Source organism: Lacinutrix gracilariae, assembly GCF_042684485.1.
Lineage (GTDB): Bacteria > Bacteroidota > Bacteroidia > Flavobacteriales > Flavobacteriaceae > Oceanihabitans > Oceanihabitans gracilariae.
The window spans coordinates 1,421,267-1,433,288 of the sequence record NZ_JBHULM010000011.1; the positions used below are offsets into that span (position 1 = coordinate 1,421,267).

Sequence of the window (12,022 nt, forward strand, 5' to 3'; positions counted from 1 at the left end):
GGCCAATAATTAATAAGTTAAAAAATAACAGGAATGAAATCCCTATTATTAAACATAGCTATTGTAAGTCTAGTAATTGGTAAAGCAATTGCACAAGAAAAACCACACTTTAAGTTAAGTGCTGGTGTTAACATAATTAACAATATTCAATTACGCGATATGCCTTGGTCTATTGATAAGTTAGATTTTAATAAACCTTTGTATTTAGGACTAGATTATCAAATAAATAGTAAATGGAGTTTTGGTGTAAATGCTTCTACAAACAGAATAGAAACAGCAAATCCTTCAGCTCGTCTTTATGCGGTACAAACCGAAGTGAATTATTATATCATTCCTAATACCGCAAGGAAATATAGAGAATTGTATGTTTTATTAGCTGGAGGGATGTATTCTTTTTCAGATACTCGTTCTGTTATTGTAAGTCCAGGACTTGGGTTTAATTATTGGTTTTTACCATCAGTAGCTGTAAGTCTTTCTGGTAGAGCAAACGCAGCAATGAATAATAAGGAGACATTAGGTAGTTATTATCAATGTAATATTGGTTTAGTATGGCGTTTTGTAGATGAAATATAGTATTTTATATCTTTAATCGTCAAGCTATTATCTTCTCTTAGCTTTTCATAAATAATAAAAAAAAGAGCTTCTTAAAGAGCTCTTTTTTTTATTATTAGGTTATAAAGTATAAACTTACATTGGTATACGCTTTTACTTTTTGTTTTCCTGTAACTAATTACTTAAAAGCATTTAAGCCAGTAACATCTAATCCTGTAATTAGTAAGTGTATATCGTGTGTTCCTTCATAAGTAACTACGCTTTCTAGGTTCATCATGTGTCTCATAATGCTGTATTCACCACTAATTCCCATACCTCCTAGCATTTGCCTAGCTTCACGAGCAATTTTCAAAGCCATTTCTACGTTATTTCTTTTAGCCATTGAAATTTGTGCAGACGAAGCAGTACCGTTTTCACGCATCACACCAAGTCGCCAAGCTAATAATTGCGCTTTGGTGATTTCGGTAATCATTTCGGCTAATTTCTTTTGTTGTAATTGAAACTGTCCAATAGGTTTTCCAAATTGTAAACGTTCTTTACTATAACGTAAAGCAGTATCATAGCAATCCATGGCAGCACCAATGGCTCCCCAAGCAATTCCAAAACGAGCAGAATCTAAACACCCTAAAGGCGCTCCAAGTCCAGATTTGTTAGGTAATAGGTTTTCTTTAGGTACTTTTACATTATCAAAAATTAACTCTCCAGTAGCAGAAGCTCTAAGCGACCATTTGTTGTGGGTTTCTGGTGTGGTAAAACCTTCCATACCACGTTCTACAACTAAACCGTGAATACGTCCCTCTTCATTTTTAGCCCATACCACAGCAACGTTACAAAAAGGCGCATTAGAAATCCACATTTTTGCACCATTTAAAAGATAGTGATCTCCCATATCTTTAAAGTTGGTAACCATTCCTCCAGGATTACTTCCATGATCAGGTTCTGTAAGTCCAAAACTACCAATCCATTCTCCCGAAGCTAATTTTGGTAAGTATTTTTTACGTTGTTCTTCGTTACCATATTTCCAGATTGGGTACATTACTAAAGACGATTGTACAGATGCTGTACTACGTACTCCAGAGTCTCCTCGTTCTATCTCTTGCATGATTAAACCATAAGAAATTTGGTCTAAACCAGCACCTCCATATTCCACAGGAATATAAGGTCCAAAAGCACCTATTTCTGCTAAGCCTTTAACTATTTGTGTAGGAAATTCTGCTTTTTGTGCATATTCTTCAATGATAGGAGATACATCACGTTTTACCCATTCTCTTGCTGCATCACGAATTAATTTGTGTTCTTCGGTAAATAATTCGTCTAAGTTATAATAATCTGGTGCTTCGAATAAATCTGGTTTCATTCTAATTATGATATTTAAGGCTTCTGATTTTTGAGAATTACTCAAAATAGAAGGCGTTATTTTATAAGTTTAACAAAAGTAACGAAATCGTTTTCATTGCCAAATATAAATATCACATTTTAAGATAAAAATCTTTTGTCAAGCCAATGTAGTCTTCTGTGTATTGGTGTCTTGCTGTTTCAATAATAAGCGTCTCTTTTTTTAGTTCGCTTTCGCGGAAAGAAAACTCTATAAGACTTCTTTTTATTTCGGAAGTAGGATTGCCTTTTACATGTAAGATTCTATTAGGAAACAATGCTACTTTAGAAGCTAATTGAATAAATGCTTCTTCTTCTTTAAACGGAATAATTACAGAAAATAAACCGTCTTTAGCTAATAAGGAAGCGGTACTTTCTATTAAATGCTGAAAAGGCATAGCATCTTGAAACCTTGCCATATCACGTGATGAACTTTCGGTTTTAAAGTCTTCTGAATAAAAAGGAGGATTCGATAGGATTAAATCGTAAGTATCTTCAATCTCTTCGGTGAATTCTTCTAAAGAGGCATGGTAGCAAAAGAGTCTGTCACTCCATGGTGCATTTTCAAAATTATCTACACATTGTTCGTAAGCAGCATCGTCAATTTCTAAAGCATCTACAACTTCAGCAGTACTACGTTGTGCTAACATGAGCGATAAAATACCTGTTCCTGCACCAATATCTAGAACAGCAAAAGGGTTTTGTTGTATAGATGTCCAAGCACCAAGTAATACAGCATCTGTTCCAATTTTCATGGCGCATTGGTCTTGGTGAACCTCAAATTCTTTGAATGTAAATGGCTTGTTCATAAAAGTAAAAGGCCTTCCTATTGGGAAGGATTTAGTATGGGCTTATTCTTCTAAATACAAATCAATCAGTCCTTCAGGAGTTTCTACAAGAATTACCTTATTTTCTTTGTCTACTTTTTTAATAAAATGATCGTTCATAGGTATTAAAATTTCAATACCATCTCTGTCTATTTCAAAAAGCGCTTGCGCAGTAGTATCGTTCACTCCTGTAATAGTTCCTACGTCTCCAAAATTAGTATCTTTAATAGTAAAGCCTATAATTTCATGAAAGTAAAACTTATCGTCTTCTAACTTAGGTAAAAATTCTAAAGGTAGATATAAATTACTTTTAAGTATAGCGTCTGCATCATCTTCGGTGTCTACATCTTCAAACTTTAAACGCAGTAATTCCGATTTGTGTAACTGTGCGTTTTCAATAAAAAAAGGAACTAGGTTACCTCTTAAATCTACAAAAACAGACTCTAAACCATCATAGAGCTCAGGTTCATCTGTGTCTAATTTTACAAGTACCTCTCCTTTAAAACTGTATTTTTTTACAATTTTACCTAGAAAAAAACAATCTTCTTTTTTCATTGAAAAATATAATTTTTTCATTTCCGTGAAAACGGAAACCTATTCGTGATTTATCAAAACTTAATGCGATTCCTTTTTGAAAAAGGAATTCATAAAAAAACTCCAACACAATTTGTATTGGAGTTTAAAAGTATAAAAAAATATTTTTTTATTCTTCTTCGTTAGATGCTTCTTCTGTAGCAGCCTCTTCTGTAGTTTCTTCTACAGCTGGAGCGTTTGCAGCAATTCTAGCTTCGTTAGCCGCTTTTTCAGCTTCAAGAGCTTTCGCTTTTGCTTCTGCTTCTGCTTTTGCTAAACCATCAGTTTTGTTACCAATTTTACTAGCTTTTTCTTCTAACCAAGCAGCAAATTTAGCTTCTGCTTGCTCTTCTGTTAAAGCTCCTTTAGTTACTCCACCTTTTAAATGTTTTTTTAATAAAACACCTTTGTAAGATAAAATAGCTCTAGCCGTATCTGTTGGTTGAGCACCATTTTCTAACCATGTTACAGCTCCATCAATATTTAAATCAATAGTTGCTGGGTTAGTGTTTGGATTGTAAGCACCTAATTTTTCTAGGTATTTACCATCTCTTTTCGCGCGAGCATCTGCTGCTACGATCCAGTAATAAGGTTTTCCTTTTTTACCGTGTCTTTGTAATCTAATTTTTACAGGCATAATAATTAATTCATTGAGGTTCTCGACCTCTGGTTATTAATAAGTGTGCAAAGATACTATAAATAATTTATATTCATCTTTTATTGTTAATCATTTTTTTATGCTATTTTTAGGCTCTCAAATTATATAAAAGATTATGAAAAAAATATTTCTATTGATTGTTTCGGCTTTATTTATGGTAGGTTGTGGTGAAGACCTAGAGTTTAATACACCTGCGTTACAGGGTAAAAAAGATAGTGCCTTGTGGAGAGCAGATTATTATACCGCTGAAATTAATAGTAGCGGACAATTAATTATTAGTGGAGGAAGAGGAAGCGAAACAATCGCTTTAAAAACACAATCTGCAAATGTAGGTACCTATTTACTTGGTGGAGGTAGCTCTAGTGAGGCTAGTTTTGTTAGCTCACAAGATATTGCGTATTCTACTAATAATGAGCCAGATCCAATTATACAAATATATCCTGCAGATGGTGAAATTATGATAACAGAATATAGTGAATCTGGTAATGCTGTTTCTGGTACATTTTGGTTTAATGCTTTTTCAGACTCAGGATTAAATAAAGTAAATTTTAGTCAAGGTGTTTTTTATGAAGTGCCAATTTCTGGAGGAGGTTCAAGTTCTGTAGTTGTTTCTTGTGATGATGCTGTTGCTGCATCTGCTGCTGCATTAGCAGTGTATCAAGCAACAGATGCTACAAGTGCAAATTATGCTGCTGTTTGTAGTGCGTATGAAGCGGCTTTAACACAACAAATTACTAGTTGTGGTGATGATACAGGTGTTTTACAAGGTATTATTGATGGTTTAGATTGTACTAGTGGTACTGTAGTTCCTGGAACTTGCCAAACCTGTTCAAGTACTGTTGTTCCTGAAACAGAATATTGCGATAATCAAGATGGAACAATGACTGTTACAGTTTCTGGTTTTCCGGCTACCACAGTAGATTTACAAGGGATTTCTTTTGATGATTATATTGCGGGCCTTGAAACTTCTGGTATGACTTGTAACTAATACAAATAAAATATTTTTATAAAAAGCGCAGCCTTATAGGTTGCGCTTTTTTTTGTTTATAACTTTCCATCAGTTAAACCTTATTTTTTCTTAATTTTAACCCTCTCATTTATTCTGAAGAAAACACCTATATGTACTTAATTTTTGATACTGAAACTACTGGTTTACCGAAACGTTGGGACGCTCCAATTACTGACACAGATAATTGGCCTCGTTGTATACAAATAGCTTGGCAACTGCACGATGCTATGGGAAACTGTATCGAGCATCAAGATTATTTAGTGCAACCAGAAGGATTTAATATTCCTTATGATGCCGAAAAAATTCATGGTATTTCTACAGAATTAGCACAAGAACAAGGTGTGCCTTTAGCAGAAGTTTTAGAAAAGTTTAATGAAGCTTTAGGTAAAACTAAGTTTGTTGTTGGGCAAAATGTAAAGTTTGACCTTAACATTATGGGAGCTGAGTTTGAACGTGCAGCGCTTGAGAATGACCTGCAAGAACTTCCTGTTTTAGATACTTGTACCGAACAAACGGCAAGCCTATGTCAGATTCCTGGTGGTAGATATGGTAAATTTAAATTACCAACCTTAACAGAATTGCATCAGTTTTTGTTTGATGTTCCTTTTGGTGAAGCGCATAATGCAACAGCAGATGTTGAGGCAACTACGCGTTGCTTTTTTGAACTGATAAGAAGAGAGCAATATACCCAAGAACAATTAGATGTAGAGCCAGATTATTTTCAGAACTTTACTAAAGAGAATCCTCAGCCAATACAGCTAATAGGCCTAAAGCATATTAATTTAAAGCAAGAAAGTGCTAAGATTAATAAAAGAATACAAGAGGCGCAATCTACTGATCTTTCTTCGCAAGAAATAAAACAAAATATTGCGAGTCTTGAAACGGTAGAATTCACCCATTTGCATAACCACTCGCAATTTTCGGTCTTGCAATCTACTATTAGCATTCCTAATTTAGTAGCTGCAGCAGCAGAGTATAACATGTCTGCAGTAGCACTAACCGATCATGCTAATATGATGGGAGCCTTTCACTTTGTAAATGCGGTAAATAAGCATAATAAGTCAGTACAAGCTAAAAATGCAGAGGCTGTTGAAAGAGGTGAGCCTGCTACATTAAACGAAATGAAACCTATTATTGGTTGTGAGTTTTTTGTTTGTGAAGATCATTTAGATAAAACCAGAAAAGACAATGGGTATCAAGTTATACTAATTGCAAAAAATAAAAACGGTTACCATAATTTAGCAAAACTATCCTCACATGCCTTTGTAAATGGGTTTTATTATGTGCCTAGAATTGATAAAAAACTAATAGAAGAATATAGAGAAGACTTAATTTGCTTAACAGGAAACTTATATGGTGAAGTACCAAGTAAAGTACTAAATGTAGGAGAAACACAAGCAGAAGAAGCACTTTTATGGTGGAAGAATTTGTTTGGTGATGACTTGTATGTAGAATTAATGCGTCATAACCAAGAGGATGAAAATCGTGTAAATCCTGTGCTTATTGATTTTGCTAAAAAGCATGATGTTAAGCTGGTTGCAACTAATAATACCTACTATAGTAAAAAGGAAGATGCCAATGCACATGATATTTTACTTTGTGTAAAAGATGGTGAAAAGCAAACAACACCAATAGGAAGAGGAAGAGGATACAGATACGGTTTACCAAATCAGGAATATTACTTTAAGTCTCCTAAAGAAATGAAAACCTTGTTTAAAGATGTTCCTGAAGCCATTTCAAATATTCAAGAGGTTGTAGATAAAGTAGAAGCATTTCAGTTAGCACGTGATGTATTATTACCAGCCTTTGATATTCCAGAAGAATTTGTTTTTGAAGAAGATAAATTAGATAACGGAAAACGTGGTGAAAATAAATTTCTTAGACATTTAGTATATGAAGGAGCTAAAGAGCGTTATGGACAAGAACTATCTGAAGAAGTAGTAGAGCGTTTAGATTTTGAGCTTAATGTTATTGAAAAAACGGGTTATCCTGGATACTTCTTAATTGTAGAAGATTTTATTCGCGAAGCTAGAAATATGGATGTTTCTGTAGGTCCAGGTCGTGGTTCTGCAGCAGGTTCTGTTGCCGCATATTGTTTAAAAATTACCAATATAGATCCTTTAAAGTACAACCTGCTTTTTGAGCGTTTCTTGAATCCCGATCGTGTTAGTATGCCTGATATTGATATAGATTTTGATGATGAAGGTCGTGGTCGTGTAATGGATTACGTAATTGATAAATACGGAAGCAATCAAGTAGCGCAGATTATTACGTATGGTACCATGGCTGCCAAATCTTCTATTCGTGATACTGCTCGTGTATTAGATTTACCTCTATTTGATGCAGATAGAATAGCCAAGCTAATACCAAACATGTCTAAACTAAACAAGATTTTTGGTTTAGATGAAAAAGAATTAGGAAAGAAATTTAGGGCCGAAGATTTAGAAAAAGTAAATGAACTTTTAAATATTTCTGATGGTGATGATTTACAAGCAGAAACCGTAAACTTAGCAAGAACACTAGAAGGTTCTGTACGTAATACTGGTATTCACGCTTGTGGTGTAATTATTACACCAGATGATATTACTAAGTTTGTACCTGTTTCTGTAGCAAAAGATTCCGATTTATATGTTACCCAATTTGATAACTCGGTTGTTGAGGATGCAGGACTGTTAAAAATGGACTTTTTAGGGTTAAAGACCTTAACGCTAATAAAAGATACCGTTAAAATTGTAAAAGCAAAACATGATATTCTTTTAGATCCTGATAGCTTTCCGCTAGATGATGAAAAAACATATGAGCTCTTCCAAAGAGGAGAAACAGTAGGTGTATTTCAATATGAATCTCCAGGAATGCAAAAGCACCTTAAAGATTTAAAGCCTACGGTTTTTGAAGATTTAATTGCCATGAATGCACTCTATCGTCCTGGACCAATGGAGTATATTCCAAGTTTTGTTAGAAGAAAACATGGAGACGAAGAAATAGAATATGACCTTCCTGCCATGGAAGAATATTTAAAAGAAACCTACGGTATTACAGTATACCAAGAGCAGGTAATGCTTCTGTCGCAAAAACTTGCAGATTTTACCAAAGGTGAAGCCGATGTACTACGTAAGGCTATGGGTAAAAAACAAATTGCGGTTCTAGATAAAATGAAACCAAAATTTATTGCCCAAGCAGAAGCAAAAGGACACGATGCTAAAAAATTAGAGAAAATTTGGAAAGACTGGGAAGCCTTTGCAAGTTATGCCTTTAATAAATCGCACTCTACCTGTTATGCATGGATTGCCTATCAAACCGCATATTTAAAAGCACACTATCCTGCAGAATATATGGCAGCAGTGCTTTCTAATAATATGAATGATATTAAATCGGTTACCTTCTTTATGGAAGAATGTAAACGTATGAAACTTAATGTACTTGGTCCAGATGTAAATGAAAGTTTCTATAAGTTTTCGGTAAACCAAGATTATGCAGTGCGTTTTGGTATGGGAGCCATTAAAGGTGTTGGTCATGGTGCGGTAAAAACCATTGTTGAAAACAGAAAAGACGGACCATACAAGTCTATTTTCGACTTAGCAAAACGAATAGATTTACGTGCAGCTAATAAAAAAGCATTCGAAAACTTAGCTCTTGCAGGAGGATTTGATGGATTTGGAGATACACACAGAGCGCAGTATTTTCACGATGAAGGTGATGGTGTAACCTTTCTTGAAAAAGCCGTAAAATATGGTGCAAAACACCAAGAAAATGAAAATTCTGCACAAGTAAGTTTATTTGGTGAAGCTAGTGATGTGCAAATAGATGAGCCAATAGTTCCGCCTTGTGAAGAATGGGGAACCATGGAAAAACTAGCACAAGAAAGAGAAGTAGTTGGGGTTTATATTTCAGGGCATCCTTTAGATGATTTTAAAACCGAAATGAAAACCTTTTGTAATGCAAACCTATCCCTATTTAATGACCTAGCAACCTACGTAAATAGAGAGCTTACCTTTGGTGGTGTAGTAACAGATGTGCAACATAGAGTAAGTAAACAAGGTAAAGGTTGGGCAATGTTTACCATTGAAGATTATAACGATAGTTTTGAGTTCCGAATTTTTGGCGAAGAATATTTAAAATTCAGACACTTTTTAATGCAAAACAATTTTGTGTATGTAAAAGTGTTTGTTCGCGAAGGTTGGGTAAACAAAGATACTGGTAAAAAAAGTGATCCTAGAATGCAGTTTAATAGTTTTCAACTCTTGCATGACGTGATGGATACCTATGCTAAAAAACTATCCGTACAATTAAATATTAAAGAGCTAGAAGCAGAAAAAATTCATGCTTTAAAACAATTATTTAATATGCATCCAGGTAATCAAGCCTTAAACTTTGTCGTGTATGATAACGCAGAACAGATAAAACTGCCAATGATAAGCAGAAGGCAAAAAATAAAAGTGAGTCAAGAACTGTTGAATGCACTAGAAAATCAACAAGTATATTATAAATTAAATTAGCATAATATAGACTAAAACAATACGCCAATAAACAGAACAAATTGGCAGTTTGTAAGCTTTGGCAAAATTTTTGACTAATATTGCATATAAACAAGAAGTAAAATTCAATTAAAACATAAAATTATGGCATTAGAAATCACAGATGCAAACTTTGAAGAAACAGTATTAAAAAGTGACAAACCAGTAATGGTAGACTTTTGGGCAGCTTGGTGTGGACCATGTAGAATGGTAGGACCAATCATTGATGAAATTAGCACAGATTACGACGGTAAAGCTGTAGTTGGTAAGTTAGACGTAGATGCAAACCAAGAATTTGCTGCAAAATACGGTGTACGTAACATACCTACTGTTTTAGTATTTCAAAACGGAGAAGTTGTAGGACGTCAAGTAGGAGTTGCTCCTAAAAAAGCATATTCAGATGCAATAGACGCGCTTTTGTAAAATAAAACGTAAAAGAAAAGATAAAAGGTTTGCTGTAATGGCAAACCTTTTTTAGTTTAGAGCTATTATAATTTGGGCGTTTTTTATTTTGTAGAAAAAGCAAAATAAAACCAGGCTTTCCGCTAAATCTTTTTTGTGAAAAACAAAAAAGGATATCGCTGCAATCCTTAACGCAACCCTCTTAACTATGTGTAGTAAAAGCATCAAGTTATTCTTTTCTAAAAAATAAGAGCCTTAAATAAAAAAAATGAATTTAAGAGACGAACTAAATAAAGCTGGAGGTTTTAAAAACCTAGAATTACTTGCCAAACAAGTGGTAGAAGGTTTTATTTCTGGTATGCATAAAAGTCCGTTTCATGGGTTTTCAGCAGAATTTGCAGAACATAAAATCTATAACCAAGGCGAGAGTACTAGACATATAGATTGGAAACTTTTTGCAAAAACAGACAAGCTATACACCAAACGTTTTGATGACGAAACCAATTTACGTTGTCATCTTATTCTAGATAATAGTAGTTCTATGCATTATCCAGAAATGCAAGATTTTTCAATAGATCACTTAAATAAAGTAGCATTCTCTGCTTTAGCCTCTGCTTCCTTAATGCATATGTTAAAAAAACAGCGCGATGCAGTAGGATTAAGTATCTATAGTGATGCTTATGATTTTTATGCACCAGAAAAAGGAAGCGAACGTCATCACCAAATGTTGCTACATCAATTAAGTGATGCGGTAATTACAAAGTCGCTAAACAAGAAAACAGAAACTTACGAGTATTTACACCTTATTGCAGAAAAGATACACAGACGCTCTTTAATATTCCTTTTTACAGATATGTTTCAGGCTACTGAAGATGCCGAGAAGCTCTTTGAGGCACTTAGGCATTTAAAACACAATAAACACGAGGTAGTGCTTTTTCATGTGTATGATAAGAACAAAGAGCTAAACTTTAATTTTGATAATAAACCAAAACGTTTTGTTGATGTAGAAACAGGAGAACACATAAATCTCTATTCAGAAACAGTAAAAGAGAATTATGAAAAGGCTGTTTCTAACTATTTTGAACAATTACGATTAAAATGTGGGCAATACCGAATAAAATATGTTGCAGCAGATATAAATAAAAATTTCGATAATATACTGACAACGTATATGATAGAGCGACAAAAATTTATTTAGCAAAAAAAAATTAAAAAAAAACACAAAAAAACTTGTGAGATATTAAATAAGGTGCGTATATTTGCACTCGCAATAACGCAACGGTCTGGTAGTTCAGCTGGTTAGAATACCTGCCTGTCACGCAGGGGGTCGCGGGTTCGAGTCCCGTCCAGACCGCTAAAATTGCAAAAAGCTCCGAGAGATTGGAGCTTTTTTTGGCAATAAGATTTAGTTGTGTTGTTTGATAGATGTTAAAGTCTATCAATGGTTTAAGTAGTTAAACCGATGGAAAGCTTTCCTTTTTTCTTTATAGAAAATTGTGAAGCTTTTTTGTTTTATACCATTTCCTAAGTGTATTCTTACAGCTAATGTGCTTAATGTTTGGTAGTTATATATTTAAATTATACCTTTAGTCGGTAAAAAAGCGTGTTTTATCGTGTTTTTGATATGTTAGTTCGAGTTTATGTTGTTGATAATCAATTATTTAAGGTTTTTTTATATCTAATCCATTTTATTTATTCCCTCAATAAATTCAAAATAGACTAAAAGTCTGTTTTTGTAATTATAGAAAATTTCTATTTATACAACTATATACAGTAATACATTGTAAATAGTTTAACTAAAAATAATATTAACTATAAATTTAAATAAAATGAAATCCCTAAAAATTATCGTATTAGTAGCTGTAGTATCTGCAATTTTTGCATCTTTAACTCCACAACAAAATCCAACAAAAGAAAAAGATAAGAACGATCAAACCATAGTAAAGGTTACCTTTAAAAAAGAAAAGAAAGGAATAAAAGTACCACAACAAGGGTAAAAAAATACAATAATAAAAAAAGCGTTTCCATATTGTTTGAAACGCTTTTTTTAATTTTACTTTTCTTGGTGTTTTTAAATTATATTTAATGAAAAATTATAAATTTGATTTATAAT

10 protein-coding genes and 1 tRNA gene are annotated in these 12,022 nt (G+C 33.5%); 7 read left to right on the top strand and 4 right to left on the bottom strand.

Annotated features, from left to right (window positions below):
* Window positions 1-33 precede the first annotated feature (33 nt).
* Entirely contained in the window at window positions 34-573 is a 540-nt protein-coding gene (locus ACFSSB_RS13240; protein ID WP_379905034.1) for a hypothetical protein, read from the top strand.
* A gap of 157 nt (window positions 574-730) precedes the next feature.
* On the opposite strand, the gene ACFSSB_RS13245 is transcribed toward ACFSSB_RS13240, so the two are convergent.
* The 4 genes from ACFSSB_RS13245 to ACFSSB_RS13260 form a co-directional block, all read right to left on the bottom strand.
* Window positions 731-1,909, bottom strand: coding sequence for an acyl-CoA dehydrogenase family protein (locus ACFSSB_RS13245; RefSeq protein WP_379905689.1), 1,179 nt, complete (start codon window positions 1,907-1,909; stop codon window positions 731-733).
* A 112-nt stretch (window positions 1,910-2,021) separates the two neighbouring features.
* The gene (locus ACFSSB_RS13250) at window positions 2,022-2,735 is read right to left on the bottom strand and encodes a tRNA1(Val) (adenine(37)-N6)-methyltransferase (RefSeq protein ID WP_379905036.1); all 714 of its coding nucleotides are present in this window, start codon (window positions 2,733-2,735) and stop codon (window positions 2,022-2,024) included.
* Between the two features lie 42 nt (window positions 2,736-2,777).
* Entirely contained in the window at window positions 2,778-3,308 is a 531-nt protein-coding gene (gene rimM, locus ACFSSB_RS13255; protein ID WP_379905038.1) for a ribosome maturation factor RimM, read from the bottom strand.
* Between the two features lie 148 nt (window positions 3,309-3,456).
* Window positions 3,457-3,963, bottom strand: a complete 507-nt coding sequence (locus ACFSSB_RS13260; RefSeq protein ID WP_379905040.1) for a 30S ribosomal protein S16 — start codon at window positions 3,961-3,963, stop codon at window positions 3,457-3,459.
* A gap of 136 nt (window positions 3,964-4,099) precedes the next feature.
* Between ACFSSB_RS13260 and ACFSSB_RS13265 the strand changes: the two genes are divergently transcribed.
* From ACFSSB_RS13265 to ACFSSB_RS13290, 6 genes are all read left to right on the top strand, one after another.
* Complete coding sequence (locus ACFSSB_RS13265) at window positions 4,100-4,972, top strand: DUF6252 family protein (protein ID WP_379905042.1); 873 nt, start codon at window positions 4,100-4,102, stop codon at window positions 4,970-4,972.
* A gap of 131 nt (window positions 4,973-5,103) precedes the next feature.
* On the top strand, window positions 5,104-9,489 hold the full coding sequence (dnaE, locus tag ACFSSB_RS13270) for a DNA polymerase III subunit alpha (protein WP_379905044.1): 4,386 nt from the start codon (window positions 5,104-5,106) through the stop codon (window positions 9,487-9,489).
* A gap of 123 nt (window positions 9,490-9,612) precedes the next feature.
* Window positions 9,613-9,930 (top strand): thioredoxin, encoded by a 318-nt coding sequence (gene trxA / locus ACFSSB_RS13275; protein WP_215966684.1) that lies wholly within the window; start codon window positions 9,613-9,615, stop codon window positions 9,928-9,930.
* 247 nt (window positions 9,931-10,177) lie between these two features.
* Window positions 10,178-11,107, top strand: coding sequence for a DUF58 domain-containing protein (locus ACFSSB_RS13280; protein ID WP_379905047.1), 930 nt, complete (start codon window positions 10,178-10,180; stop codon window positions 11,105-11,107).
* A gap of 82 nt (window positions 11,108-11,189) precedes the next feature.
* Window positions 11,190-11,263 (top strand) — tRNA-Asp (locus tag ACFSSB_RS13285).
* Between the two features lie 475 nt (window positions 11,264-11,738).
* A complete protein-coding gene (locus ACFSSB_RS13290; protein ID WP_379905049.1) occupies window positions 11,739-11,906 on the top strand; it encodes a hypothetical protein in 168 nt (55 codons plus the stop codon).
* The last annotated feature ends 116 nt before the right edge of the window (window positions 11,907-12,022 follow it).

Bases quoted from the DNA above. Each gene is read 5' to 3' on its own strand.
- ACFSSB_RS13240 (WP_379905034.1), top strand. From the start codon at position 34: ATGAAATCCCTATTATTAAACATAGCTATTGTAAGTCTAGTAATTGGT.
- ACFSSB_RS13245 (WP_379905689.1), bottom strand. From the start codon at position 1,909: ATGAAACCAGATTTATTCGAAGCACCAGATTATTATAACTTAGACGAA.
- ACFSSB_RS13250 (WP_379905036.1), bottom strand. From the start codon at position 2,735: ATGAACAAGCCATTTACATTCAAAGAATTTGAGGTTCACCAAGACCAA.
- rimM (WP_379905038.1), bottom strand. From the start codon at position 3,308: ATGAAAAAAGAAGATTGTTTTTTTCTAGGTAAAATTGTAAAAAAATAC.
- ACFSSB_RS13260 (WP_379905040.1), bottom strand. From the start codon at position 3,963: ATGCCTGTAAAAATTAGATTACAAAGACACGGTAAAAAAGGAAAACCT.
- ACFSSB_RS13265 (WP_379905042.1), top strand. From the start codon at position 4,100: ATGAAAAAAATATTTCTATTGATTGTTTCGGCTTTATTTATGGTAGGT.
- dnaE (WP_379905044.1), top strand. From the start codon at position 5,104: ATGTACTTAATTTTTGATACTGAAACTACTGGTTTACCGAAACGTTGG.
- trxA (WP_215966684.1), top strand. From the start codon at position 9,613: ATGGCATTAGAAATCACAGATGCAAACTTTGAAGAAACAGTATTAAAA.
- ACFSSB_RS13280 (WP_379905047.1), top strand. From the start codon at position 10,178: ATGAATTTAAGAGACGAACTAAATAAAGCTGGAGGTTTTAAAAACCTA.
- ACFSSB_RS13290 (WP_379905049.1), top strand. From the start codon at position 11,739: ATGAAATCCCTAAAAATTATCGTATTAGTAGCTGTAGTATCTGCAATT.